Origin of the sequence: Enterobacter sp. LU1 (genome assembly GCF_008271405.2) — a bacterium.
Classification (GTDB): Bacteria; Pseudomonadota; Gammaproteobacteria; order Enterobacterales; family Enterobacteriaceae; genus Enterobacter; species Enterobacter hormaechei_C.
Genome location: NZ_CP043438.2, coordinates 3,216,680 through 3,243,557 on the forward strand (window position 1 = coordinate 3,216,680; position 26,878 = coordinate 3,243,557).

24 protein-coding genes are annotated in these 26,878 nt (G+C 57.3%); 12 read left to right on the forward strand and 12 right to left on the reverse strand.

All coding sequences use genetic code 11. The features are described from left to right. Positions 1-78: 78 nt before the first annotated feature. The 3 genes from FZF21_RS15340 to aegA form a co-directional block, all read right to left on the reverse strand. Complete coding sequence (locus tag FZF21_RS15340) at positions 79-1,122, reverse strand: DUF1176 domain-containing protein (protein WP_023295117.1); 1,044 nt, start codon at positions 1,120-1,122, stop codon at positions 79-81. Positions 1,123-1,228: 106 nt separating this feature from the next. Further along, positions 1,229-1,822, reverse strand: a complete 594-nt coding sequence (nudK, locus tag FZF21_RS15345) for a GDP-mannose pyrophosphatase NudK (RefSeq protein WP_017692952.1) — start codon at positions 1,820-1,822, stop codon at positions 1,229-1,231. 67 nt (positions 1,823-1,889) lie between these two features. Further along, positions 1,890-3,866, reverse strand: a complete 1,977-nt coding sequence (gene aegA, locus FZF21_RS15350; protein WP_149121254.1) for a formate-dependent uric acid utilization protein AegA — start codon at positions 3,864-3,866, stop codon at positions 1,890-1,892. Positions 3,867-4,018: 152 nt separating this feature from the next. Here aegA and narQ point away from each other — a divergent pair, with 152 nt between their 5' ends. Continuing rightward, entirely contained in the window at positions 4,019-5,713 is a 1,695-nt protein-coding gene (gene narQ / locus FZF21_RS15355; RefSeq protein ID WP_032669410.1) for a nitrate/nitrite two-component system sensor histidine kinase NarQ, read from the forward strand. A 141-nt stretch (positions 5,714-5,854) separates the two neighbouring features. Next, on the forward strand, positions 5,855-8,968 hold the full coding sequence (acrD, locus tag FZF21_RS15360) for a multidrug efflux RND transporter permease AcrD (protein ID WP_017383494.1): 3,114 nt from the start codon (positions 5,855-5,857) through the stop codon (positions 8,966-8,968). 109 nt (positions 8,969-9,077) lie between these two features. On the opposite strand, the gene ypfM is transcribed toward acrD, so the two are convergent. Next, a complete protein-coding gene (ypfM, locus tag FZF21_RS15365; RefSeq protein WP_015572204.1) occupies positions 9,078-9,137 on the reverse strand; it encodes a protein YpfM in 60 nt (19 codons plus the stop codon). A gap of 387 nt (positions 9,138-9,524) precedes the next feature. On the opposite strand from ypfM, the gene FZF21_RS15370 reads away from it, so the two are divergent. The 3 genes from FZF21_RS15370 to FZF21_RS15380 are packed head-to-tail and all read left to right on the forward strand — an operon-like array spanning position 9,525 to position 11,234. Then, a complete protein-coding gene (locus tag FZF21_RS15370; protein ID WP_015572203.1) occupies positions 9,525-9,881 on the forward strand; it encodes an ArsC family reductase in 357 nt (118 codons plus the stop codon). A 3-nt stretch (positions 9,882-9,884) separates the two neighbouring features. Beyond that, positions 9,885-11,012 (forward strand): succinyl-diaminopimelate desuccinylase, encoded by a 1,128-nt coding sequence (gene dapE, locus FZF21_RS15375; RefSeq protein ID WP_017383496.1) that lies wholly within the window; start codon positions 9,885-9,887, stop codon positions 11,010-11,012. A gap of 24 nt (positions 11,013-11,036) precedes the next feature. Beyond that, positions 11,037-11,234 (forward strand): YpfN family protein, encoded by a 198-nt coding sequence (locus FZF21_RS15380; RefSeq protein WP_000383991.1) that lies wholly within the window; start codon positions 11,037-11,039, stop codon positions 11,232-11,234. 39 nt (positions 11,235-11,273) lie between these two features. On the opposite strand, the gene ypfH is transcribed toward FZF21_RS15380, so the two are convergent. The 6 genes from ypfH to dapA all read right to left on the reverse strand — a co-directional run bounded on the left by ypfH (position 11,274) and on the right by dapA (position 17,731). Next, on the reverse strand, positions 11,274-11,969 hold the full coding sequence (ypfH, locus tag FZF21_RS15385; RefSeq protein WP_023295120.1) for an esterase: 696 nt from the start codon (positions 11,967-11,969) through the stop codon (positions 11,274-11,276). A gap of 73 nt (positions 11,970-12,042) precedes the next feature. After that, entirely contained in the window at positions 12,043-13,989 is a 1,947-nt protein-coding gene (locus tag FZF21_RS15390; RefSeq protein WP_045328415.1) for a GNAT family N-acetyltransferase, read from the reverse strand. Beyond that, on the reverse strand, positions 13,989-14,858 hold the full coding sequence (locus FZF21_RS15395) for a neutral zinc metallopeptidase (RefSeq protein ID WP_001303362.1): 870 nt from the start codon (positions 14,856-14,858) through the stop codon (positions 13,989-13,991). The genes FZF21_RS15390 and FZF21_RS15395 overlap by 1 nt, the downstream gene beginning before the upstream one ends. Before the next feature lie 120 nt (positions 14,859-14,978). Continuing rightward, the gene (gene purC / locus FZF21_RS15400; RefSeq protein WP_001171626.1) at positions 14,979-15,692 is read right to left on the reverse strand and encodes a phosphoribosylaminoimidazolesuccinocarboxamide synthase; all 714 of its coding nucleotides are present in this window, start codon (positions 15,690-15,692) and stop codon (positions 14,979-14,981) included. 109 nt (positions 15,693-15,801) lie between these two features. Next, positions 15,802-16,836: an outer membrane protein assembly factor BamC gene (gene bamC, locus FZF21_RS15405; RefSeq protein WP_006811481.1), complete on the reverse strand. Its 1,035-nt coding sequence runs from the start codon at positions 16,834-16,836 to the stop codon at positions 15,802-15,804. A gap of 16 nt (positions 16,837-16,852) precedes the next feature. Continuing rightward, a complete protein-coding gene (dapA, locus tag FZF21_RS15410) occupies positions 16,853-17,731 on the reverse strand; it encodes a 4-hydroxy-tetrahydrodipicolinate synthase (protein ID WP_003860542.1) in 879 nt (292 codons plus the stop codon). Positions 17,732-17,876: 145 nt separating this feature from the next. Here dapA and FZF21_RS15415 point away from each other — a divergent pair, with 145 nt between their 5' ends. Then, positions 17,877-18,446, forward strand: a complete 570-nt coding sequence (locus FZF21_RS15415; protein WP_000213743.1) for a glycine cleavage system transcriptional repressor — start codon at positions 17,877-17,879, stop codon at positions 18,444-18,446. Next, a complete protein-coding gene (gene bcp, locus FZF21_RS15420; protein WP_015572198.1) occupies positions 18,446-18,916 on the forward strand; it encodes a thioredoxin-dependent thiol peroxidase in 471 nt (156 codons plus the stop codon). The genes FZF21_RS15415 and bcp overlap by 1 nt, the downstream gene beginning before the upstream one ends. Positions 18,917-19,055: 139 nt before the next feature. On the opposite strand, the gene FZF21_RS15425 is transcribed toward bcp, so the two are convergent. Further along, positions 19,056-20,120 carry an AI-2E family transporter gene (locus FZF21_RS15425; protein ID WP_149121253.1) on the reverse strand — a complete coding sequence of 355 codons (1,065 nt, stop codon included), beginning with the start codon at positions 20,118-20,120 and terminating at the stop codon, positions 19,056-19,058. A gap of 220 nt (positions 20,121-20,340) precedes the next feature. Here FZF21_RS15425 and bepA point away from each other — a divergent pair, with 220 nt between their 5' ends. Continuing rightward, a complete protein-coding gene (gene bepA / locus FZF21_RS15430; protein WP_047062602.1) occupies positions 20,341-21,804 on the forward strand; it encodes a beta-barrel assembly-enhancing protease in 1,464 nt (487 codons plus the stop codon). A 13-nt stretch (positions 21,805-21,817) separates the two neighbouring features. Beyond that, the gene (arsC, locus tag FZF21_RS15435) at positions 21,818-22,174 is read left to right on the forward strand and encodes an arsenate reductase (glutaredoxin) (RefSeq protein ID WP_047717124.1); all 357 of its coding nucleotides are present in this window, start codon (positions 21,818-21,820) and stop codon (positions 22,172-22,174) included. Here arsC and FZF21_RS15440 read toward each other — a convergent pair. Next, positions 22,171-22,995 carry a homeodomain-like domain protein gene (locus tag FZF21_RS15440; RefSeq protein WP_040117930.1) on the reverse strand — a complete coding sequence of 275 codons (825 nt, stop codon included), beginning with the start codon at positions 22,993-22,995 and terminating at the stop codon, positions 22,171-22,173. The two genes, arsC and FZF21_RS15440, sit on opposite strands and share 4 nt — an antisense overlap. A gap of 147 nt (positions 22,996-23,142) precedes the next feature. Here FZF21_RS15440 and celB point away from each other — a divergent pair, with 147 nt between their 5' ends. Genes celB through FZF21_RS15455 form a run of 3 tightly spaced genes read left to right on the forward strand, consistent with a single transcriptional unit; the run spans position 23,143 to position 26,840 of the window. Continuing rightward, positions 23,143-24,462 carry a PTS cellobiose transporter subunit IIC gene (gene celB, locus FZF21_RS15445; protein ID WP_015572194.1) on the forward strand — a complete coding sequence of 440 codons (1,320 nt, stop codon included), beginning with the start codon at positions 23,143-23,145 and terminating at the stop codon, positions 24,460-24,462. A 3-nt stretch (positions 24,463-24,465) separates the two neighbouring features. Beyond that, entirely contained in the window at positions 24,466-25,422 is a 957-nt protein-coding gene (locus FZF21_RS15450; protein WP_017383506.1) for a N(4)-(beta-N-acetylglucosaminyl)-L-asparaginase, read from the forward strand. Beyond that, positions 25,422-26,840, forward strand: a complete 1,419-nt coding sequence (locus FZF21_RS15455; RefSeq protein ID WP_110292308.1) for a leucyl aminopeptidase family protein — start codon at positions 25,422-25,424, stop codon at positions 26,838-26,840. Before FZF21_RS15450 ends, FZF21_RS15455 begins: the two co-directional genes overlap by 1 nt. Positions 26,841-26,878: the final 38 nt, after the last annotated feature.

Below are 26,878 nucleotides of genomic sequence, written 5' to 3' on the forward strand. Positions count from 1 at the left end.
CCGGTGGCGGCTACGCCTTACCGGGCCTACGGTTCTAAAAAGTAGGCCGGGTAAGCGACAGCGCCACCCGGCAAAACCCTACCTTGTGATCCACAGCGTGGGCCAGGCATCTGGCCCATTCCAGTTATCACAGCTTGGCTCTTCCGCGTAGCGTACCAGGCGGAAGCGCTGGCCGTTAAAACGCCAGCGGGTCTGGATCCCACAGTCGCCAATCCCGCGTCCCAGCGCCAGCGTGGTCAGCTCGCGCGTTTTTTCGTCGAAGCTGGCATTCATCAGCTCCATGTCGCTACTCTGGCTGGAAGGGGTAAACGGCAGGCGCAATCTCACGCTCCTGGCCGAAAATGGTTTTTTACGCGACACCAGCCACGCCAGGTCGACGGTGTTGTACGCCCCCGCCTCACAGCTGATGATCATCAGCGCTTTGTCATCGGTCAGCGCGGTCACGCGCACTTCACGCCGGTTCGGATCGAGAGAGCACTGGCTGTGGTTCATGCGCCAGGTACCGTAATCCAGCAGATCGTTGAGTTCGTTATGCGTCAGCGGCGTTGGCGTGGGGTTCACCACCGCCACCTTTTTTAATGCCGGCGCAGGCGGCACGCTCAGCGGTGGACTATCCCCTTTTTTAATCCACGCCGTTTCACTTCCGACGCGTTTTTGCTGGGCATCGATAAACAGCAGCGCCGCTTTCAGACCGGCCAGAGAAATTGTCTGCTTCCCCCCGCGCAGGGTCAGCGCCTGCCCTTCCTGAATGGTTTTCAGAAACGTGGTGATGGTGGCCGTATCGTCTGTTTTAAGATGCCAGGGGGCTAACTGCCAGTGTTGCGACGTGAGTTTAAGCGGCACATTGTCGAGCAGCAGGCGCGGGGCGATGTCAGGCTCTTTCACCGGAGGCGCCGAAAGCCCGCCGAGATCGATGCGCAGGCTGGCGTCCGTTTTTGCCCCCGCACTGCGGCTCAGCGTCATGACCAGACCGCGATGCTCGCCGGTATTGCGCGCTACGCAGAAGTTCTGGTTATTGCAGGTCACCTGCCAGTCTGAAAAAGACTGCTGCGCAGGCGCAGCCCACACCAAAGGCGCGGGAAGCACGCAAATGAAGAAGAGAAGATAAACGCAGTAGCGCATGAACGGCACAGCCCCGGAAACGAATAGGTCAATCTGGGGCGTATCTTCGTGCCCTGGGCGGGCTGGCTCAATCGGATTTATCGGATAGATTTATCTGAAATACAACTTATCGCGCTTCCGCCGCCGCATTCATCAGCCCGCTGGTTTGCAGATACTGCAACAGGATCACCGCTTTACCGTCGCGGATCTCGCCGCGTTTCACCATGTCGACAGCCTGAGCGAAAGGCATTTCCAGCACTTCAATGTCTTCATCGTCCACGCCGCCGCCCCGGTGCGTGCGCTGAGCATCGGTATATTCCGCAATGAAGAAGTGAACCAGCTCGGTAACCCCGCCAGGGGACATAAACAGCTCAAAGACTTTCTGCACCGCACCCACTTCAAAACCCGTCTCCTCAATGGCTTCTTTGCGGATACACACTTCCGGCTCATCGTCATCAAGCAGACCTGCACAGGTTTCAATCAGACGTCCGTCCGCGTTGCCATTGACCCATGTCGCGATGCGAAACTGGCGGATCAGCACCACGCTTTGCTTTTCACGGTTATACAGCAGGATGGTTGCACCATTGCCCCGGTCGTAGACTTCGCGTTTATGGCGAATGACGTCCCCGTTCTTACGGGTGAGATCGTAAGTGATGTTACGCAGGACAAAGTAATTTTCAGAAAGGATTTTGTCTTTAATAACGGTAATGTTCAGGGACATACGGGCTCCACGGCAATATGAGTCTGTTTATACTACGCCGTGAAGCCCGCTTTGTCGCCCGTCTGCATTAATGCATGTTGCGCGGCGGCACGCCAAGCCAGTCCATGATCCCCTGCGCGGCATGGCGCCCTTCCGCCATCGCGGTGACCACCAGATCCGCACCGCGTACCGCATCACCGCCAGCAAAAATCTGCGGATTCGAGGTCTGGTAGCGATAACGGCTCTCCACGGAGGCCCTGATGCGCCCCCAGTCGTCGGTGTCGACGCCCTGCGCCTGAAGCCACGGCATGGCGTGCGGATTAAAACCAAACGCCATGATCACCGCATCCGCTGGCATGACAAACTCACTGCCCGCCACCGGGACAGGACGCCGCCGCCCCTGCGCATCCGGCTCGCCCAGCCTGGTGCGCAGCATCCGGATACCGTTAACCTTCCCGTCGGTATCCAGCGTGAGCTCAACCGGCTGGACATTGAATTCAAACGCTGCGCCCTCTTCTTTCGCGTTTTTAACCTCTTTCTTTGAGCCCGGCATGTTGGCCTCGTCCCGCCGATAGGCGCAGGTGACTTTCGCCGCGCCATGCCGCAGCGCGGTGCGCACGCAGTCCATCGCCGTATCGCCCCCGCCGAGCACCACCACGTTTAAACCCTGCGTGTCGATAAACGGTTCGTCTGCGGCAGGATCAAGGCCCATCACGTTCCGCGTGTTTGCCACTAAAAACGGCAGCGCGTCGTACACGCCCGGCGCGTCTTCGTGAGGGATACCCGCTTTCATGGAACGATAGGTCCCTACGCCGATGAACAGGGCATCGTAGTCGTTTTGCAGTTGGGCCATCGACACGTCTTTTCCCACCTCGCAGTTCAGCTCGAAGCGGATGCCCATCGCGCTGAATATCTCTCTGCGCCGCGCTAACAGGGATTTATCCAGCTTGAAGGCCGGAATACCAAAGGTCAGCAATCCGCCGATTTCCGGATGGCGGTCGTAGACCGTCACGCCGACGCCGCTGCGCACCAGCACGTCGGCGCAGGCCAGCCCTGCCGGACCGGCGCCGATGATGGCGACGCGCGTACCGACCGGCTTAACGTGGCTGACGTCCGGCGTCCAGCCCATCGCCAGCGCCCGATCCGAGATATACCGTTCGATATTACCGATGGTTACTGCCCCTGACGCATCCCGCAGGGTGCAGGCGCCTTCACATAATCGATCCTGTGGGCAGACGCGGCCGGTAATTTCCGGTAAACAGTTAGTCTGGTGAGAAAGCTCAGCCGCACCGACGATATCCCCCGCCCCGATCCGCTCAATCCACTGGGGAATGTGGTTATGCAGCGGGCAGGTCCACTCGCAAATGCTGTGCTCGCCACATTTCAGGCACCGGGATGCCTCGCGCTGCGCCTGTTCCGGGCGAAACGGCAGGTAGATCTCGTTAAAATGGTATGCGCGTGCTTCGGGGCTGAGCTTATCCGGCTCACCGCGCGCCGGGGTGTTTTGCATCTGTTGCCGTTTGGTTTGCGGAGGGACTGACTGAACCGCCTCGCTGTGCCACGGCAGCGCGTTCAGCCTTGCGCTGCGCTGTCGGCGCTGCTTAACCAGCTTATCCAGTACGGCTGGGGTGGCGAGCGTAAGCACCTCCGCCGGGCAGTTTTCCACGCAGGCCGGGCCTTGCGGCCTTTCCAGGCAGAGGTCGCATTTGTGCGCCGAGGCCTTTACGCTGTCGTTTTCCAGCGGGGCGATCAGCATGTCCATCGTGCCAAACGGACAGGCCACCACGCAGGCTTTACAGCCAATGCATTTTTGTTGATTGACCTGTACGCTGTCGCTGTGTTGCGTGATGGCTCCGTTCGGGCAGCTTTGCGCGCAGGGCGCGTTTTCACAGTGGTGGCAGGTCACGGGGCTTTTTCGCAAGCCTGAGGTAAGGACCGTAATGCGGGGATGAAAATGGCGCTCGCTCAGCGCGTGCTGCTCCCCGTTGTGCGCCATCACACAGGCAACTTCGCAGGCGCGACAACCGATACACTGTTGAGCGTTGGCCATAATAAAACGATTCATAACAACACCTGTTTTTGGTTCAATAACCTTATTCTTTCTATTGTTATCGTATTTACCCACAGCGGCATGGCGACGCAATGTTCAAATGCCCAGGAAGCCGAACTATTTCCAGTGAACCTGTGGCAGATCAATTTAATTCAGGAAGCTGATGAGTGACCGTTAAACGCCCCGTATCGGGAAGCCTGGCTCGGGCTTTCTTTTCGATGATTGTCTTGTCCGTTCTGATCAGCGCCATTGCGCTGGTCACACTCGCCAGCAGCCAGCGCGACGCCGAGGCGATTAACATCGCCGGCTCGCTGCGTATGCAGAGCTACCGCCTGGGCTACGAAATGCAGCGCGCCGGCCCATCGCTGGCAGAGCACCGCGCGGTCTGGCAAAAAACGCTGAGCGCGCCTGCGTTGCAGAAGCTAAACCGCTGGTATGTGCCAGAGGACGTCAAACAGCGTTACCAGCAGTTGCACCTTGGCTGGCAGGAGATGGACACGCGCATCGCCAGCGGCGATACCGGGTGGTATCAGAGCCACATTGAGGATTTCGTGGGCCGGATAGATGCCTTTGTGCTGGCGCTACAGCACTACACCGAACATAAAATTCAGCTGGTGATTTTCATGTCGCTGACGGGCGGCCTGGGCATCCTGCTGCTGGCGGTAGTGACCCTGCGGCGCATCCGCCGTCAGGTTGTGCTGCCGCTGAATAATCTGGTGGCGGCGAGCGAGCGTATCGAACAGGGGCAATTCGACACTCCCGCGCCGGATACTACGCTTCCCAACGAGCTGGGCCAGCTTTCCCGCGCCTTCAACCATATGTCGGCGGAATTACACACCCTGTACCGTTCACTTGAGCGCTCCGTTGCTGAAAAAACCCGCCACCTGAATGAAGCGCATCAGCAGCTCGAAATGCTGTTCAAATGCTCACAGGCGTTGAATACCGGGCAGATAGACAGCCACTGCTTCCGGCATATTTTGCAGATTGTGCATGACTATACGCAGATGAATTACCTGCAATTGCGCACCAGTGACGACTGGCAGCTTTACGAAGGACAGGAGTCCCCGGGCGAGAAAATGCACAATTTACCGGTGTTAATGCAGGACACCCTGTACGGCGAACTGCGCTGGCAAAGCGCGACCGGGGATGTTCCGCTGCCGCTCATGGAAAGCGTGGCGACGATGCTGGGCCGGGGGCTCTATTTTAATCAGGCGCAGAAACATTATCAGCAGCTGCTGCTGATGGAGGAGCGCGCCACCATCGCGCGCGAGCTGCATGATTCGCTGGCGCAGGTGCTCTCCTATTTGCGTATTCAGCTTACGCTGCTGAAGCATGCCGTGCCGGGCGACAATGCTCCGGCGCAGACCATCATTACGGACTTCTCCCGCGAGCTGAATAATGCCTGGCATCAGCTACGCGAGCTGCTCACCACCTTCCGCCTGACGCTCAATCACGCCAATCTTCCTGCCGCGCTACAGGAGTCTCTCGACGGGTTGCAAAGCCAGACCCGCGCGAAGCTGGTGCTCGACTGCCGTCTCTCATCGCTGGCGCTGGACGCACAAAAACAGGTGCACCTCTTACAGATTGTGCGTGAGGCAGTGCTGAATGCGATTAAACATGCCGACGCGAGCGAGATTGTGGTCAGCTGCGTCACCACCGCGGACGGCACTCACACGGTCACGATCCGCGACAACGGCATTGGTATCGGCGACGCCAGTGAACCGCCGGGGCATTACGGGCTGAATATCATGCGCGAACGCGCGGGACGGCTCGGCGGGACATTACACTTTTCTCAGCCGCCACAGGGCGGGACACAGGTCAGCGTAACGTTCCAGACGCCTGCGGCCCAGGCTGAAAAATAGCGAGAAAGAAGGCGCGCTGAAAAAAGCGCATGATAATTTACATTATCTCCTTTATTTCTCCACGTTTGACCTGGGCCTTACCGCTAAAGTTAGGCGGGCAATAAACAATAATGACGTGCAGCAAAACGAGGTCACACTTTAATGGCGAATTTTTTCATCGATCGCCCCATTTTTGCCTGGGTGCTTGCAATCCTGTTGTGTCTGACGGGTGTCCTGGCGATTACGTCCCTTCCTGTTGAGCAATACCCTGACCTCGCGCCCCCCAACGTGCGTATCACGGCGAACTACCCTGGCGCCTCGGCACAGACGCTGGAAAATACCGTCACCCAGGTTATCGAGCAGAACATGACGGGTCTCGATAACCTGATGTACATGTCCTCACAGAGCAGCGCCACGGGCCAGGCGACGGTAACCCTGAGCTTTACGGCGGGCACGGATCCGGATGAAGCGGTGCAGCAGGTGCAAAACCAGCTGCAATCGGCCCTGCGTAAACTGCCTCAGGCGGTGCAGAACCAGGGGGTGACCGTGCGTAAAACCGGTGACACCAATATTTTGACCATCGCGTTTGTTTCAACCGATGGCTCAATGGATAAGCAGGACATAGCGGACTACGTCGCCAGTAATATTCAGGACCCGCTCAGCCGTATCAACGGCGTGGGTGATATCGACGCCTACGGCTCGCAGTACTCCATGCGTATCTGGCTGGATCCCAACAAGCTGAACAGCGTGCAGATGACCGCCAAAGATGTCACCGACGCTATCGAATCGCAGAACGCCCAGATTGCCGTGGGGCAGCTCGGCGGTACGCCGTCCGTGGACAACCAGGCGCTTAACGCCACCATCAACTCCCAGTCGCTGCTCCAGACACCTGAACAGTTCCGCAATATCACGCTACGCGTGAATCAGGACGGTTCGGAAGTGCGTCTGGGGGATGTCGCCACCGTGGAAATGGGGGCGGAAAAATATGACTACCTGAGCCGCTTCAACGGCAATGCCGCGTCCGGGCTGGGGGTGAAACTGGCCTCCGGCGCCAACGAAATGGCGACCGCGCAGCGGGTGCTAGAGCGTCTGGATGAGCTGTCGCATTTCTTCCCGCACGGACTGGAGTACAAAGTCGCCTACGAAACCACCTCGTTCGTAAAAGCCTCCATCGAAGATGTGGTGAAAACCCTGCTCGAAGCTATCGCGCTGGTGTTCCTCGTGATGTACCTGTTCCTGCAAAACTTCCGCGCTACGCTGATCCCCACTATTGCGGTGCCGGTGGTGCTGCTGGGTACCTTTGCGGTGCTGTATGCCTTCGGTTACAGCATCAACACCCTGACCATGTTCGCCATGGTGCTGGCCATCGGTCTGCTGGTGGATGATGCCATCGTGGTGGTGGAAAACGTTGAGCGCATCATGAGCGAGGAAGGGCTTTCGCCCCGCGAGGCCACGCGCAAATCGATGGGACAGATTCAGGGCGCGCTGGTCGGTATCGCCATGGTGCTGTCGGCGGTATTTATCCCGATGGCGTTTTTTGGCGGCACCACGGGCGCGATTTATCGCCAGTTCTCGATCACCATCGTCTCTGCAATGGTGCTCTCCGTACTGGTGGCGATGATCCTTACCCCTGCCCTGTGCGCGACGCTGCTGAAACCGCTGCATAAGGGCGAACATCACGGTCAAAAAGGCTTCTTCGGCTGGTTTAACCGCATGTTTAACCGCAATGCGGCGCGCTATGAAGCGGGCGTGGGTAAAGTACTGCACCGCAGCGTGCGCTGGATGGTGGTTTATGTCCTGCTGCTCGGCGGCATGGTCTTCCTGTTCCTGCGGCTGCCAACCTCGTTCCTGCCGCTGGAGGATCGCGGCATGTTTATCACCTCTGTACAGTTACCGAGCGGCTCGACCCAGCAGCAGACCCTGAAAGTGGTGCAGAAGGTTGAGAACTACTTCCATACTCAGGAGAAAGACAACGTGGTCTCCGTCTTCTCCACCGTCGGCTCTGGCCCTGGCGGTAACGGGCAGAACGTGGCGCGTATGTTTGTGCGCCTGAAAGACTGGGACCAGCGCGACAGCGATACCGGCTCCTCCTTTGCCATCATTGAACGTGCAACCAAAGCGTTCAACAAAATCAAGGAAGCGCGCGTTTTCGCCAGCAGCCCGCCCGCCATCAGCGGCCTGGGCAGCTCAGCCGGGTTTGATATGGAGCTTCAGGATCACGCGGGTGCCGGGCATGACGCGTTGATGGCTGCTCGCGACAAGCTGCTGGAGCTGGCCGGGAAAGATCCGCAGCTTACCCGTGTTCGTCATAACGGTCTGGATGACAGCCCTCAGCTACAGGTGGATATTGACCAGCGTAAAGCGCAGGCGCTGGGCGTCTCCATCGACGACATTAACGACACCCTGCAAACGGCATGGGGCTCAAGCTACGTGAATGACTTTATGGATCGCGGCCGCGTGAAGAAGGTCTACGTTCAGTCTGCCGCCAAATACCGCATGCTGCCGGACGATATCAACCGCTGGTATGTGCGCAATAACACCGGCGGCATGGTGCCGTTCTCGGCATTTGCGACGTCACGCTGGGAGACCGGTTCACCGCGTCTGGAGCGTTACAACGGCTATTCGGCGCTGGAGATTGTCGGTGAAGCCGCGCCGGGCGTCAGTACCGGTACCGCAATGGACATAATGGAAAAACTGGTTCAGCAGTTACCGACCGGCTTTGGCCTGGAGTGGACGGCGATGTCCTACCAGGAACGGCTTTCCGGCGCTCAGGCGCCTGCCTTGTATGCCCTTTCGCTGCTGGTGGTGTTCCTCTGTCTGGCGGCGCTGTATGAAAGCTGGTCAGTGCCGTTCTCGGTGATGCTGGTGGTGCCTCTCGGGGTCATCGGCGCGCTGCTGGCAACCTGGATGCGCGGCCTGGAAAATGATGTCTATTTCCAGGTCGGACTCCTCACCGTAATCGGATTGTCGGCGAAAAACGCCATTCTGATCGTCGAATTTGCCAATGAGATGAATGCCAAAGGTCACGAACTGATGGCCGCCACGCTGCACGCCTGTCGTCAGCGCCTGCGCCCGATCCTGATGACTTCTCTGGCGTTTGTGTTTGGCGTCCTGCCGATGGCCACCAGCTCCGGCGCAGGCTCCAGCAGCCAGCACGCGGTGGGAACGGGCGTTATGGGGGGAATGATTTCGGCGACGATTCTGGCTATCTATTTCGTACCGCTGTTCTTTGTGCTGGTACGCCGTCGTTTCCCGCTGAAGGATAAGCCGGAATAACACGTTGAAATAAAAAAGGCGGCTTTACAGGCCGCCTTTTTATTGTGTGATTCTTTCACACTATGGTTATTTTAGTTAATTAAGTGCTCTTGCATTTCTTACCGGAAATTCATTTACGAAGCATGCCTTCGATAAAATCTTTCCAGTTCCCCAGTTCACGTTCAATCATAACAACCTCTCTTATTATTATGCGCATTCTACGAAAACGTATCATCATTGTGAAGCCACTTTAACCGATTGCTGTGATTGAGCCCCGCTGTGCTGGTAGGTTTAGGATCACTATGAGCGTTGTCGGGTAAATTTTATGTGACCTACAGCAATATTTTGAAATAGTCGGAAAAATGACAGCATTTTTAATTTCCCCCTGAGTTTATTGGCAATTTAAACAGGGTGGACAACTATGCTTAAAAGATGAAAGACTATTCAGCTTACAGCTGTTCGTTGAATTATGGAGAATTGTAAATCCCGAAAAATTCCGAATGTGTTATATTCCACTTAAGGATATATCTTCGAAAATATTGAACATTTAATCCACAAAAGAACAAAAGGATTCACTATGGTTGTGATGTACGGCATTAAGAATTGCGACACGATTAAAAAAGCCCGCCGCTGGCTGGAAGCACACAACATCGACTATCGCTTCCACGATTACCGTGCCGACGGGCTTGACCCCGCGTTTCTCCATTCCGCCATCAACGAACTGGGATGGGAAGCGCTACTGAATACACGCGGGACCACCTGGCGAAAACTGGATGAATCTCTCCGGGCCACGATCAACGACGCCGACAGCGCAGCCAAACTGATGCTTGAAATGCCGGCAATCATCAAACGCCCATTGCTCTGCAAGCCAGGTCAGCCTATGCTGCTGGGTTTCAGTGAAACCCTTTATTCAGATTTATTCGTTGAGGTGTAGTCTATGTCATGCCCGGTCATTGAGCTGACTCAGCAGCTTATTCGCCGTCCTTCCCTTAGCCCGGACGACGCAGGTTGTCAGGCATTAATGATTGAGCGCCTGCGTGCCATCGGTTTTACCGTGGAGCACATGGATTTTGGCGATACGCAGAACTTCTGGGCATGGCGCGGTCAGGGAGAGACGCTGGCGTTTGCCGGACATACTGACGTAGTTCCCGCAGGCGACGCAGACCGCTGGATCAACCCGCCTTTTGAGCCGACCATCCGCGACGGCATGCTTTTCGGACGCGGCGCTGCGGACATGAAAGGTTCTCTGGCTGCGATGGTCGTGGCGGCAGAGCGTTTCGTCGCCCAGCATCCGAACCATAAAAACCGTCTTGCGTTTTTAATTACCTCCGATGAAGAAGCCAGCGCCCACAACGGCACCGTGAAGGTCGTTGAGGCCCTGATGGCGCGCAATGAACGTCTGGACTACTGTCTGGTGGGCGAACCGTCCAGCACCGAAGTGGTGGGCGATGTGGTGAAAAATGGCCGCCGTGGATCCCTGACCTGTAATTTGACTATTCATGGCGTGCAGGGCCACGTTGCCTATCCGCACCTGGCGGATAACCCGGTACACCGCGCCGCGCCGATGCTGAACGAACTGGTAGGCATTGAATGGGATAAAGGCAACGAATTTTTCCCGCCAACCAGCATGCAGATAGCCAACATCAAGGCTGGCACCGGCAGCAACAACGTCATTCCCGGCGATCTCTTCGTCCAGTTTAACTTCCGCTTCAGCACCGAACTGACCGACGAGATGATCAAAGCGCGCGTGATTGCGCTGCTCGAGAAATATCAGCTGCGCTATACCCTCGACTGGTGGCTGTCTGGCCAGCCGTTCCTGACGCAGCGCGGTAAACTGGTGGATGCGGTGGTGAACGCCATTGCGCACTATAATGAAATTAAGCCACAACTGCTGACAACGGGCGGCACGTCTGACGGACGCTTTATCGCCCGCATGGGCGCACAGGTTGTCGAACTGGGTCCGGTTAACGCGACGATTCACAAAATCAATGAATGCGTGAACGCTGCCGATTTACAACTGCTGGCCCGCATGTATCAACGTATTATGGAGCAGCTCGTCGCCTGACGGGTGCTTAAAGAGGATTAGCGAATGGACTGGCTTTCAAAGTACTGGTGGATTCTGGTGTTGGTATTTCTGGTAGGCGTGCTGCTTAACGTGATTAAAGATCTCAAGCGCGTTGACCACAAAAAGTTCCTTGCCAACAAACCGGATCTTCCGCCGCACCGTGATTTTAACGACAAGTGGGACGATGAAGACGACTGGCCGAAGAAGGACCAGAAGAAGTAATCGCTCTGTTTCCCCTCTCCCTAAAGAGAGGGGGACACCTCACATAAACTCGACGATATCATCGTCATTCGGCTTACCGCCGCTGAGCGCTTCATCAAAGTAGTGCTTCGGTACGGTATAACGCAGATGATCGAGCGCGAACTGCATGCTGCGATCGTCAATGGCATGCCCCAGATCGTCTACGATATCCAGCGTCACATCTCCGCCCTCGCGCATCAGCGTCTCCTGGGCAGCAACCGCATGCGAAAGCTCAATTACCCGGTCTTCCCCTCCATGAATGAGATGGATCGTGGTCTGCGTGGTCGCGCTTTGCGGTAACGTCGCAAAACGCCCGTTAAAGGCAATCACGCGGGACACCAGTCCGGGCTGCGCTTTTACGCTTTCCAGCGACATGATTGAGCCCTGAGAGAAGCCAATCAGCGCCGTTGCGTCGGCGCCTACGCCGCTCTGCTGCTGCCAGTAACGCACGGTATCGATAAAGGCTGGCATAGCGGCATCAATACGCGCCTGACGATTCTCCTCCGTCACGCCCTCGACGGAAAACCACTGCCGCCCGTCCGGACCGCACGGCTCCACGCCGCCAATGCTGACGATCAGCGCGTGTGGGAAAACGGGTGCAAACCAGCTGCCAATTTGTCCCATATTGACGGCATTGTCGCCCACGCCATGAAACAGAAGCAGGAGCTGTTTAGCAGGTGTGTCCGGGCTTTGCACAACAAAATGGTCATGTTTCATGGCGATCTCCTTAATTGATAAGCAGGATTTTACGCCTCTGCGGGGTAATGACCATGCCACTTTACTGAAGAAGTCATTGAAAAAATTGCCATTGCAAAATGTCGGCTTTCAGCTGCTGGCTACGGGAGTAATCAAGCCTTTCAAGCGCGTGAGCGGTTTCCTCGCGTAGCTTCGCCAGCAACGCTTTGCGCCCGAAATCGTGCGTATTCCCTTCCATTTTCCCCCGCAGCGCCGGAAGTGGCATGTCCACGGCTAACAACAACCGCGTCAGCGCCGCAACCGAAGTTGAAAACGCCCGGTGAGCAAAGGCAAACCCCGCCAGCTCCAGCCAGTCGTCACTATTAAGGGTAGCTTCCCATGCATCCGTCACCGGGATCTTTTCGCCATTCCAGGCCGACAGGACGCGCATATCACGACATAACCGCTGATGCGCCTGTTCGCAGAGCTGATGCCCCGCCTCGCTCAGCGGCAGCAACGCCATCGCCGTATAGCACCCGCTGCTGGCTTCCCGGTGGCTGCCCATTCGCACCAGCACAAACCCGCACTGCCGCCAGAAACGCCACAGCTCGTCGGTATAGCCAAAGCTGACCGAGAGATAATCTTCTCCGCTGGCACTGCGGATCAGCCGCTGGCCGATGCCTTCCCGCTGGCGATGGGGATGAACCGCAATGCGGCTGACGCGTCGGCCTTTCAGCGTCGCCGCGAGCGGCGAGCCGCCGTGCGCTGCCAGCGACTGCGCCACCAGATTTCCACGCGGCCGACGAAAGCCCGCCCAGACTGCGCGGCTAAGTTCAGGGGGTAATCCCCCCTCCTCCACCAGCCAGAGCGCGCCCGCGATCTCCGCGCCCGCCTGAGCAACAGCAAAGTGCTGGCCGGGGGCGTCCATCATCCGGCGTAAATCGAGGGGTGACGTCCGGTAGTGCGCGGCACACAGCAGTTCATACACGCCTGCCCCGCGCGTCGGATCGCTCTCCCACATCCCGGGCTCCAGCGACGTTAAACGTACCTCGCCTTCCGGTTTGCGATCGATAAGCGCATCGTCGAACAGCAGCGCGTTCGCCACTATCCGCTCAAGGGGACATCCGGCAGCCCAGCGAACAGGCGTGGATAAGGTATAACGCCGCAGCCCGCTAAACCGGGCGCAGAACTTCAGCAGGAATCCCCTGCCCGTGCCTTCATAACCCTGCACCGTGGTGGTCAGCAACACGCGGGGAAAGCGCGACGCCAGCTTCTCCAGCAGCGGGCCGGGGATGGCGGCCGCCTCATCGACAATCAGCCAGTCAGCTTCTGTTGTGGAGGCCAGCAGCGCATCCGGGGCCATAAAGTGAAAATGTTCCCCGGCGAAACGCGCGATGACATCCGTCGCCCCTTTTGCCGGTGCCGTCACGACTGCACTCCCCTGAATGCCGTTGAGCAACATGCCCGCCAGGGCGGACTTTCCGCGTCCGCGCGGTGCCGTCACGGCGGCCACGCCCGCAGGCATGGTCAGAAGAGCGTCGAGGATCTCAGCTTGCTCGCGCTGCGGTTCACCGCTGGCAGGCTGCCAGGCGGGTAAATCTGACGTAACGGGAAGGCACAGAGGACGATGTTGATGCCAGACGATGGCATCTGAATCGGCGGCAAGCGTCCGGCAAAAGTGGTGAACAAAGTGCGGGGTGGCGATCGGCTCGGCGCTGTCGCTCCAGCGTAGAGAATCCGCGTCGGGCCTGTTAGCCCAGACGGAGAACGGCGGCACCAGCAGCATCAGAAGGCTTCCGGCGCGCAGGGTCCCGCTGAGGGCGGCGAAGGCCGAGACGTCAAACCCGCGACGCGCGTCAAAAACGGCGTGAAGGTATTCACGTCCCAGCAGGCCGCTGATGGTCTTAGAGGGGTTTTCCTCCAGCCACAGCCAGTCTCCTGGTAACGTATCGCGCAGAATGGTCGCCTGGCTCAACGTCCACGCTTCATCGCCGCTGAGCACCACCAGCCGGCGGTGCCCGGTACGCTGAAGCTGGTTGACCAGCTGTTCAAACCCCAACATCACATAGCTTTGCCGAAGGTATTACACTGCGACGGGTTGCCGCTGTCGAAGCCACGCTTAAACCAACTGTAGCGCTGCTCTGAGGTGCCATGGGTAAAGCTGTCCGGCACAACGCGCCCCTGGCTCTGCTGCTGCAAGCGATCGTCACCAATCGCCTGTGCGGCATTCAGGGCCTCTTCCAGATCGCCTGTTTCCAGCACGCCCTGCTGCTGCATGCTGTGTCCCCAGACGCCAGCGAAGCAGTCGGCCTGAAGCTCCATGCGTACGGACAGACGATTCACCTCCGCCTGAGAAGCATTCTGCTGCATCTGACGCACTTTAGGCTCAATGCCGAGGAGCTTCTGCACGTGGTGGCCGACTTCATGCGCGATCACGTAGCCCTGGGCAAAATCGCCGTCGGCGCCCAGCTTGCTTTTCATGTCGTCATAGAAGGAGAGATCGATATAGACGGTGCTGTCCGCCGGGCAGTAGAACGGCCCCATAACGGACTGCCCGGTGCCGCAGCCGGTGCGGGTTGCGCCCCGGTACATCACCAGTTTTGGCGGCTGATAAGTCCGCCCCATTTTCTCGAACTGCTGACCCCAGGTATCTTCGGTCGTCGCGAGAATAACGGAAGTAAATTTCGCCGCTTCATCTTCATTCGGGCTGATGGAGCGCTGAGAATACTGCTGCTGTTGCCCGGTTTCACCGGTCATCAAACCGGTCAGGTCGACGCCGTAGTAGCCCGCCACCAGCACGACGACCAGCAGAATAATGCCGCCCTTGCCGCTGGGTAACCGGAAACCTGGCCCGCCCATAGACGGACCACCGCCACCACTGCTGCGTCTGTCTTCTACGTTGTCACTTTCACGACGCCCTTGCCAGCGCATAAACACCTCGAACTATTCCATTTATAATAGCTATGATCGTAGGCGGTTAATGAAAGGATTACCATAGTAAACAAGGATAAGACGCCAAAGGATGCCAACATCCTTTGGCAAATGCGCAGTTTAGTCGAGCTTAACGCCTAAACGGTGAGCAACCGCTTCGTACGCTTCGACCACGCCACCCAGACTCTGGCGGAAACGGTCTTTGTCCATTTTATCCAGCGTCTCTTTGTCCCACAGGCGGCTGCCGTCCGGCGAGAATTCGTCGCCCAGCACCACTTCACCCTTGTACAGACCGAACTCCAGCTTGAAGTCGACCAGGATCAGGCCCGCGTCATCAAACAGCTTTTTCAGCACGTCATTGGCTTTGTAGGTCAGTTCCTGCATGCGCGCCAGGTTCTCTTTGCTTACCCAGCCGAAGGTTTCGCAGTAGGATTCGTTGACCATCGGGTCATGCATGGCGTCGTTTTTCAGGAACAGATCGAACAGCGGTGGATTCAGTTCGATACCCTCTTCAATGCCCAGACGCTTCACCAGGGAGCCTGCGGCACGGTTACGGATCACGCACTCAACCGGCACCATATCCAGTTTTTTTACCAGACATTCCGTATCGGACAGCAACGCTTCCATCTGAGTCGGGATACCGGCTTCGGCCAGTTTGGTCATAATGAAGTGGTTGAACTTGTTGTTCACCATGCCCTTACGATCGAACTGCTCAATGCGTGCGCCGTCTCCTGCTGACGTATCATTGCGGAATTCGAGCACCAACAGATCCGGGTTTTCCGTGCTGTATACGGTTTTCGCTTTGCCACGATACAACTCAGCTTGCTTCTGCATCTTCATTACTCCTGGTGTGATGATTTGTATTCAAAACTGGCCATATTATGCCACGCACACGTTTGCGTAGCACGAAAATAAAAAGGGCTGGATTAACCAGCCCTCACTATTATTTGCTGAATGCGGCCTGGAAGGCAGCGACCAGCGCATCGTTCTGCGCCTGGGTCAGCGTGTGTCCTTTCGGATCGATAAATTGCAGGCTGCTGCGGTTATCGAGGTCGCCAACCTGGATTTTGTAGTCACCGGAAGGCAGCTGTGGATCGCTTGCCCCCAGCTCCTGCCAGGCGCTATCAGACAGCGGCTTATAGGTCGCTGTGATGCTGCCCGTTGAACGGGTGCTGTCGGTCACCTTCATGCCCACTTTTTCAAGCGTTGCTGGCAGGCGCTGCCAGGTCTGGTTAAATGGCGCACGCACCACCAGCATTGGCAGGCCGGTATCGTCTGCACCGCTCTGCACATCAAACGTTGAACCGTTACGGTTCTGCGCGGCGTTTGCGGCATCGGTAGCGTTTTTATCCAGACCTGCGGCAATCACGTTCAGCATTTCAGTGCTGTAGCGCTGCATGGCGGCCGGATCGGCAACCGGTTTACCTGCCTGCTCAAGATTCAACAGCTTGACGGTAACCGCCTGCTGATAACCCTGCGGCTTAACGGAGACTTGATAACGACCACGATACTGCTGGTCTTCATCGAGACGGTTCCACTCAATCCAGTCGGTGGTTAAAGTCTGGCTGGCGTCGTCGCGTTTATCAATCGTATAGTTTTTCGACTGAATAACGCTCACAACCTGCGGCCACAGCGTGGTACCGCGTGCGCTTTCCACCAGCAGAGAGGCCGTATCACCGGTAAACTGCGTGCGCGCGCCACTCACCAGCGCCAGAGGCTGAGCCGGCGGACGAATATCAAGCGCTTTACCCACCAGGCCACTGCCGTTGGTAACCGGAATATTATAATCACCGTTCTGGATCGGCAGGATCATGCCGGCAGGCGCGTGAAGTTCAGCAAGCGGCGGCGCATCCAGATAGGATTCATCACCGCTCACCTGGCGCTTGTAGCGCGAGTCTGAACTACAGGCAGCGAGGAGCATAACAAGCGAAACACCCGCAACCTTCGCCAGGCGCGACTTCTGTACTGAATAAGCCATCAAATCTCCCTAAACTTTACAGCAAACCGGCATGCTTCAGCGCGCCAGCGACAATTTCACGACCGTGGTCGGTAATCGGTGTCATTGGCAGACGCAGCGTGTCGGTTGCTACAAGCCCCAACTCCTTACATGCCCATTTCACTGGGATCGGATTGGGTTCGACAAATAATTTATTGTGCAACGGCATCAAACGCTGATTAATCACGCGAGCTTCATCAAAGTGACCGGCTGCGGCCAGCTTGCACATGTCAGCCATATCGCGCGCCGCCACGTTCGCCGTAACGGAAATTACGCCGTTACCACCGAGCTGCATAAAGTCCAGCGCGGTCGCATCATCGCCGCTCAACAGGATAAAGTCGTCTGAAACCAGCTCTTTGATCTGATGAACGCGGCTTAAGTTCCCTGTCGCCTCTTTAATCCCGATAATATTTTTTACTTTCGAGAGACGGCCAACGGTTTCCGGCAGCATATCGCAACCGGTACGGGACGGCACATTATACAGAATTTGTGGCAAGTCAGTATGTTCAGCGATGGCTTTGAAATGCTGGAACAAACCTTCCTGAGTAGGACGGTTGTAATAAGGGGTCACCGTCAGGCAGCCGACAATGCCGCTGTCGTTAAAACGCTGAGTCAGGCTAATCGCTTCTGCCGTTGCGTTTGCGCCCGTACCCGCGATGACAGGAATACGCCCGTCCGCCAGTTCCAGGGTCAGCATCACAACGTCGCCGTGCTCTTCGTGGCTCAGCGTAGCGGATTCACCGGTAGTCCCTACCGAAACGATCGCCGAGGTTCCATTGGCGACATGGTAATCAATGAGCTTCTTCATGCTTGACCGGCAGACATTACCTTTTTCATCCATCGGTGTAACAAGCGCGACAATACTTCCCGTGAACATGAGCCATCCTCTGTGCGAACAAGAGCCTCAATGTTACGTTTGGAACTGTAATAAAAGCAAGCGACCTGAGGCTCTCAGGCGGTTGTATGCATGTTTTTTTTATGCTTTCCTTAGGAAGACTTAACCACGCAAAGGAAGAACAGGTTTGACAACCTCATCACAACATTACCTGGTTATCACTGCGCTGGGTGCTGACAGGCCGGGTATCGTGAATACCATCACTCGCCACGTGAGCAGCTGCGGCTGCAACATCGAAGATAGCCGGCTGGCTATGCTTGGCGAAGAGTTCACGTTCATCATGCTGCTTTCCGGAACATGGAATGCCATTACCCTCATCGAATCTACCTTGCCGCTGAAAGGCGCAGAGCTGGATTTACTGATTGTGATGAAGCGCACCACCGCGCGCCCGCGTCCGGCTCTGCCTGCCACGGTCTGGGTACAGGTTGAAGTGCCTGATTCACCTCATCTGATTGAACGTTTTACGGCGCTGTTTGACAGCCATCAGATGAACATTGCCGAACTGGTTTCCCGCACGCAGCCGGGCGATGAAAACGCAATCCCGACGCTGTTCATTCAAATTACCGCACACAGCCCTGCCTCGCAGGATGCGTCAAATATCGAGCAAGCGTTCAAAGCCCTCTGTACAGAATTACATGCGCAAGGCAGTATAAGCGTCGTCGATTATTCGCAGCACGAACAGGATGGAGTTGAGTAATGAACCCACTGAAAGCCGGTGATATCGCACCGAAATTTAGCTTACCGGATCAAGACGGCGAGCAAGTAAATTTGACCGACTTCCAGGGACAGCGTGTTCTGGTCTATTTCTACCCGAAAGCCATGACCCCGGGCTGTACCGTACAGGCCTGCGGTCTACGCGACAACATGGATGAGTTGAAAAAGGTCGGTGTGGAAGTGCTGGGCATCAGCACCGATAAGCCAGAGAAGCTGTCACGCTTTGCGGAAAAAGAGCTGCTGAACTTCACGCTGCTTTCCGATGAAGACCACCAGGTTTGCGAGCAGTTTGGCGTCTGGGGTGAGAAGTCCTTTATGGGCAAAACGTACGACGGTATTCACCGCATCAGTTTCCTGATTGACGCTGACGGTAAAGTTGAGCACGTGTTTGATGATTTCAAAACCAGCAACCACCACGACGTGGTGTTGAAGTGGCTGAAAGAGAACGCGTGATCATTTTAGTGCCGGGTGGCGCTGCGCTTACCCGGCCTACAAGGTAAATGCAAAACGGTAGCATGCGCTACCGTTTTTAGTGTTTGCCCCCTCTCCCCGCGGGAGAGGGTTGGGGTGAGGGCATCAGCCCGCACTAAATCTACTTCTCTTCCACCGCTGGCACATCCGGCCACGCGTGGACCACGGCTTTAATCAGCGTCGCCAGCGGAATGGCGAAGAATACCCCCCAGAATCCCCACAGCCCGCCGAAAATCACCACTGACAGGATAATCACCAGCGGATGCAGGTTAACTGCTTCTGAGAACAGCACCGGTACCAGCAGGTTCCCGTCCAGTCCCTGAATAATCAGGTATACGGCGAAACAGCTCCAGAACTCCGTACCCAGACCAAACTGGAACAGCGCCACCCCCACAACCGGAATGGTCACCACAAACGCGCCGATATACGGGATCAGAACCGAGAATCCGACCAGCACCGCCAGCAGCAGCGAGTAGTTCAGTCCGAAGATCACGAAGCCAATCCAGGTCGCCACGCCCACCACAATCATCTCCAGCACTTTGCCGCGAATGTAGTTGGTGATCTGCTGGTTCATCTCCTGCCAGACCTGACCGGCGAGACCGCGATTGCGCGGCAGCACGCGGCGCACCGCGTTCAGCATCTGCTCTTTATCTTTGACCAGGAAGAACACCATTAGCGGCACGAGAACAAGGTAAACCGCCAGCGTCAGCAGGCCTACCAGCGAGGCCAGAGAGTATTTCACCACCGAGTCACCCATGGTCATGATGCGGGCGCGCATGTTTTCGGCCATCGCATCGATGATCCCGGCGTCCATCAGCGCAGGATAGCGGCGCGGCAGCGTGGCGGCAAAATCAGACAGTTTATTCAGCATGCCGGGCATATCGCGGATCAGGTAGATCCCCTGTTGCCAGGCGATGGGCATCACCACGAAGGACATCAGCAGCAGAATGCCGACAAACAGCACCAGAACAATGCTGGTCGCCCAGCGGCGGGAACAGCCGATATGTTCCAGACGCGCGGTGGGCCACTCCAGCAGATACGCCAGCACAATTGCCACCAGTAGCGGTGCCAGCAGGCCACTAAAGAAGAACAGGATACCGAATCCGGTAACCAGAATGACCAGCAAAGCAATGGCTTCCGGGTCGCTAAACCGACGCCGATACCACTGCATTAACATTTCGAGCATACAACCCTTCCCTGAATCGAATGGCGGGAGTGAGACGGTGAATTGTATCTAACTGTCACAAAAAAGACTTTCCTTTTTGTTTCACTGTCAGGTTTCGCAAAACCCTGATGAATGGGATTTTCTTCATCTCTTAACACGGCTACACTCGCAGAGCAGCGGAGATGAACGTTATGCGGGTTCATTGGTCAAATTAGCACATCCAACATACAGGACAGTGGTTATGTTCAGGCAGTTGAGAAAAACACTGGTTGCGACACTGATTGCCGCCATGACGGTGGGTCAGGTGTTGCCCGCTTTCGCTGACTCGTCCGATTCATTGCCGGACATGGGCACCACGGCAGGAAGCACGCTCTCCATCGGGCAGGAGATGCAGATGGGTGATTATTACGTACGCCAGCTGCGCGGCAGTGCTCCGCTGATTAACGACCCATTGCTGGTGCAATACATTAACGGTCTGGGAATGCGTCTGGTGGCGCACGCCGACTCGGTAAAAACGCCCTTCCACTTCTATTTAATCAATAACGATGAAATCAACGCCTTCGCCTTCTTTGGCGGGAACGTGGTGCTGCATTCGGCGTTGTTCCGTTATTCCGATAACGAAAGCCAGCTGGCGTCCGTCATGGCGCACGAAATTTCGCACGTCACCCAGCGCCATCTGGCGCGTGCGATGGAAGATCAGAAGCGTAACGCCCCGCTAACCTGGGTGGGCGCGCTGGGCTCTATTCTGCTGGCGATGGCCAGCCCGCAGGCCGGGATGGCGGCGCTTACCGGGACGCTGGCGGGGACGCGTCAGGGGATGATCAGCTTTACCCAGCAGAACGAGCAGGAAGCAGACCGCATCGGCATTCAGGTTTTACAGCGTTCCGGCTTTGACCCGCAGGCCATGCCGAGCTTCCTGGAAAAGCTGCTCGACCAGGCACGCTACTCGTCGCGCCCGCCTGAAATTCTGTTGACCCACCCGCTGCCGGAAAGCCGCCTCTCGGATGCGCGTAACCGAGCCAACCAGATGCGTCCGGTCGTGGTGCAGTCTTCGCAGGATTTCTACATGGCCAAAGTGAGAACGCTTGGCATGTACAACTCCGGACGTAATCAGCTCACCAGCGATCTGCTGGACGCGCTGGCGAAAGGCAACGTGCGCGAGAAAAACGCGGCGCAGTATGGTCAGGCGCTCCAGGCGATGGAGGCCAGCAAATACGATGAAGCGCGAAAAGCGCTACAGCCGCTGCTGGCGGCGGCGCCTGACAATCCGTGGTATCTCGACCTCGCCACCGATATCGATCTGGGGCAGAAAAAAGCGACCGATGCGATTAATCGCCTGAAAGGGGCGAAAGATCTTCGTAATAATCCAGTATTGCAGCTTAACCTGGCGAACGCCTACCTACAGGGCGGCCAGCCCGGCGAGGCGGTGACCATTCTGAACCGCTACACCTTTAACAATAAAGACGACCAGAACGGCTGGGAGCTGCTCGCCCAGGCCCAGGGGCAACTGGGTAACCGCGATCAGGAGCTGGCCGCGCGTGCGGAAGGTCTGGCGCTGGCGGGTCGTCTCGATCAGGCCATTTCCCTGCTGAGCAGCGCCAGCTCGCAGGTGAAGCTTGGCAGCCTGCAACAGGCCCGCTACGATGCGCGAATCGACCAGCTGCGCGGCCTGCAACAACGCTTTAAGCCGTACGAGAAGATGTAATAAAGGAGAAGTCATGACAGACGCGGTAAAAATTTACCATAACCCTCGCTGCTCCAAGAGCCGAGACACCCTCAGCCTGCTGAAGTCTAACGGCATCGAACCGGAAGTGGTGCTGTACCTGGAGACGCCGCCGGACGCGCAGAATATCCGCCAGCTGCTGAAGATGCTGAACATGGGCAGCGCACGCGACCTGATGCGTCAGAAAGAAGATCTGTATAAGTCGCTCAATCTGAACGATACCAGTCTCACTGAAGATCGGCTGATTCAGGCGATGGTCGACAATCCAAAGCTGATTGAGCGCCCGATTGTAGTGGCAAATGGCAAGGCGCGTATCGGCCGTCCGCCGGAAGACGTGCTCGAGATCGTCTAATCGTTACGCCGCAGCGCTTCCAGAAACGCCTGCGGCGTACGCTCTCCCAGCTTTTTCTGCGCTTTTCCCCGGTTGTAAAACTCACACAATTGGATCAACAGCTCTCCCATCGGTTCACTGTTCACCCGCGGAATGATTTCGCGTAACGGCACGGTGACCTGAAGGGCGAGATAATACTGTGAATGCACTTTTACGGTGACGTTATGCTCCGGCAAGTTCACTTCTAGCCCAAAAGTCTCAACAGATTGAATATCAGCCGGACAGGCAGCCAGCACCTCGTTCGTCCAGCGGGTCAGCAACTGCGGCGATACGCCAGCATAAAGCCGGGCGTAACACCAGCCGCTGACGGGTTCACGCGCCCAGAGCAGGTGTTGCTCGCCATCGTCGTCCATATGTAGCGACAGCGGCTGATGATGCAGGAGTAGCTTCTGCGGCATGATCCCGGCCTTCAGCGCCTTTTTGCCCTGCAACGACGCCCCCTTTTGTTTTAGCGAGGCTGGTTTGAGGTAGCGGTTCAGGGTCGCGCGGGAAACGGCGATCCCGAGTCCGTCATTCACCAGCAGCAGCAGTTCATCCAGCGGTGCCCCTGTGATATCCCGCAGGGCATTTATCAGTGCCGCCTGTTCTTGTCTCAGTGCTTTGTGTATCACTTTTGGCGTTGTGTGGTTATCCGAAACCTGGTCGCGGTTGCGCCAGCGCCTGACGGTGGTGACCGAGATCCCCAGCTCAACGGCAAGTTCCCTGTCGCTTTTATCTGACTGCTGAAGATAACGACGGATACGCGGCGTGGTGGTGGCGTTGGCATGCAGTTTGATTTCCATCGCGTCTCTCTCCGGAACTAATCTTATGAGATTTATATCAGAGCAGCGAATGCTTTGTGACCGATTTCACCTTTCGCTCGCCGCGCTTCACTGATAATCCACAGACATAACATAAACAACACCTCTCAATCTTGTACGGAGTTCACAATGAACAATGTTCTGGGATTTCTTGAAGCAAAACTGATGCCGCTGGCGGCGAAAACGGCCCAGCAGCGTCATCTTGGGGCCATTCGCGGCGCCTACGTTTCATTCATGCCGTTTATCATCGTCGGCTCCATTCTGCTGGTGATCTCCTCCTTCCCGAATCAGGCCTATCAGCAGTTTATGTCTCAGGCCTTTGGTGAGAGCTGGAGTGCAATTATAGAGATCCCGTTTAACGCGGTGTTCTCAACCATGTCGCTGTTTATCAGCTTCCTGGTGGCCTACCGCCTGGCTGAGCATTATGGCGAGGACCGCATCTCCTGCGGCATCCTGGCGCTGGTCGCGTTTCTGATCCTGACGCCCTTTATCAAAGTGGCGGAAAACGGCGGCATTACCGTGATGCCGGTAGAGTGGATTGGCAGCAAAGGGCTGTTCGTGGCGATGATCGGTTCCCTGCTGTGGACGGAACTGTTCTGCTGGCTGAAGCGCAAAAAGCTGGTCATCAAAATGCCGGACGGCGTGCCTCCGGCGGTGCAGGAGTCGTTCGCGGCCCTGATCCCGGCCCTGCTGGTGATGATTCTGGTGCTGCTTATCCGCATCATCTTTGAAAACACCCACTATCACACCATCCACCAGTTTATTTATGAAGTGGTTGCCACCCCGGTGCGCCACTACGGCACCTCTTATTTCGGGGCGCTGATGACCGTATTCAGCATCACCATTCTGTGGTCAGTGGGCATTAACTCCGGTTCGATGATCAACGGGATTATTCGCCCGCTGTGGATGGAGAACCAGACCGACAACATCGCCGCGATCCAGGCGGGAACGACGCCGCCGCACATCATCACCGAACAGTTTTTTGACATGATCTGGATGGGTGGCGCGGGTGCCACGCTGTCGCTGGTGATTGCGATGCTGATTTTCGCCCGCAGCAAAAACATGCGCGAAGTAGCGCGCCTCGGTGCGGGCGCGTCGGTGTTTAACATCAACGAACCGATCCTGTTTGGCCTGCCGGTGATCATGAACCCGATCATGCTCATCCCGTTCAATCTGGTGCCGCTGGTGCTGGTCACCGTGCAGTATGCGGCGATGAAAATTGGTGCGGTCGCCGTCACCACCGGGGTGTTTATCCCCTGGACGCTGCCGCCGGTTATCAGCGGCTTTATCGTCACCGGGCACCTGAGCGGCAGCGTGATGCAGCTGATCAACCTGCTGATTGGCGCCATGCTGTACCTGCCTTTCATGCGTATCGTGGATAAACAGTACCGCGCCGCGGAGCTGACTACCGCTACGCAAACCGACACCACCCTTGCAAAACAGGAGTAAAGCATGTGGGGAATTATCGCAACCTGGCGAATGGCGCTTGAAGGCGTCACGGAATCTGCGTCTGCGCTGGCTGCGGGCAAACCTGTCGCTCCGGCGGTGGTGGATGCCGTCGCCGCCGTCGAGGACTTTCCGTTTTATAAATCCGTCGGCTACGGCGGGCTGCCGACCGAGAACGGCGAGGTGGAGCTGGACGCGGCCTATATGGACGGCGACACGCTGGCGTTCGGCGCCGTGGGCAATCTGGTGGATATCGCCAACCCGGTACGCGTGGCGCACGCGCTCAGCCGCCAGCGCTATAACAGCCTGCTGGTCGGCCAGGGCGCGCGCGAATGGGCGCTGAGCCAGGGCTTTGCCGACAAAACCATGCTCACGGATCGCGCCATGCAACACTACCGTAAGCGCTGCCGCGAAACGCTGGACAAGGGGTTAAGCCCCTACGACGGACATGACACCGTCGGCATCATTGGCCTCGATAAACAGGGCTCGATGAGCGTCGCCACCTCCACCAGCGGCCTGTTTATGAAAAAACGCGGTCGCCTCGGTGACTCACCCATCATCGGCTCCGGCTTTTACTGCGACAGCGAAACCGGCGCGGCCACCGCCACGGGCGTCGGTGAAGATCTGATGAAGGGCTGTACCAGCTACGAAATCGTTCGCCGGATGGCGCAAGGGATGACGCCGCAGCAGGCGGCGGATTCGGTGGTGTTCGAACTGGAAGACAAGCTGATGTCGCGCTTTGGCCGCGCGGGCGATCTCTCCGTGGTGTGCATGAACAGCAAAGGAGAATTTGGCGCCGCGACCAACATCAAAACCTTCTCGTTTGTGGTGGCGACGGCTCGCCAGCCCCTCACCGTTTTCCGTACTGAACGCCTGCGGGAGAAAACGCACTATCACGCGGTAGATGAGGAGTGGATGCAGGCCTATGCCGCGCGGATCCGCGCACCGATTGAGGAGTCATGATGATCACATACCAGTTTATCAACGCGCTTTCAGACGCGAAGCCGCAAAGCCATTTGATTGCGCGCGCTGACAGTTCCCTGTTACCGGAAAGCGCTCTTGTCGCTGAAATGCGCCAGCAGAGCACCGTCGCGGACGCGCGCTTTGGCTGCGCGCCGTTTGCCCGCATCACCCTGTTGCCGGATGCGCTCTGGCATGACGCCCTGACCGAAGGGTTGCTAACCGCTCTGCGACCGCTGCTTGCCGCCCCCGCCAGCGCCGAACTCGTGCTGGACGTGACGGATATTGACGATGTGGTGCTGGCGCAGGTACTGCGTTTTCTCTTTAATCAGGCGCACAGGCTCAGTGACCTGAAGCTGAAGAAGACGGACGAAGCGCTGCGTCTTACCTGCATCACTGCCCTCTGCTTGCCGGAACAGCAGGCGAAGCTGGAGACGACCTTCCGCCAGCAGCAGACCATTGCGCTCGGCATGGTTGCGGCGCGACGTCTGGCGGATATGCCGTCCGACCGCTGCACGCCGCAGTTTGTGGTGGAAGAGGCGCAAAAACTGTGTGCCGCCAGCCCTGCCCTGCGCTGCGAGGTGTTGGATGAAAAGCAAATTGTTGAGCAGGGGCTGGGGCTACTGCACGCCGTTGGCAAAGGGGCGACCTGCCCACCGCGTCTGCTGGCTATTCACTATAACGGCGTGTCTGATGGCCCGGTGCGCTGCTACGTGGGAAAAGGCATTACCTTTGACACCGGTGGCCTGTGGCTGAAGGAAGGCGCGGGCATGTACACCATGAAATATGACATGTGCGGCGCGGCTAACGTGCTCGGGCTGATGCTGACCGTTGCGGAGCTGAAATTACCCGTGCGCATCATGGGCGTGCTGGCGCTGGCGGAAAACGCCATCGGCCCCGACGCCATGCAGCCCGGCACGGTGGCGACGGCCTGCAACGGCACCACCGTTGAAATCAACAATACCGATGCCGAGGGCCGGCTGGTACTGGCAGACGCTATCGCCTGGGCGAGTCAGCGCCATCCGCAGGCGCACTATATCATTGATATGGCGACCTTAACCGGAGCGGTGGTGAAAGCGCTGGGGTATGAGCTGAGCGGGCTGATGACCCAGGATGAACCGCTGCGTCAGGCACTGACGCTCGCGGGCAAACGGAGCGGCGACGAGGTGTGGTCCCTGCCGCTGGATGCGCGGCTGAGAAAGCAAACCGACAGCGCGATTGCCGATCTGTGCAACACGCCGACCAACAACGCGGCGATCAGCGCGTCGGCGGCGTGGCTGCTGCACCATTTCTGCCCGCCGACTATTCCGTGGGCGCATCTGGATATCAGCGGGACGGCGCTGTGGCGTGAAAGCGGACGAAGCGTGGCGTCGGGAAGGCCGATTCCTCTGCTGGTGGAGCACTTGTTGGGGGATCTTTAGCCGGGTGGCGGCTGCGCCTTACCCGGCCTACAAGGTAT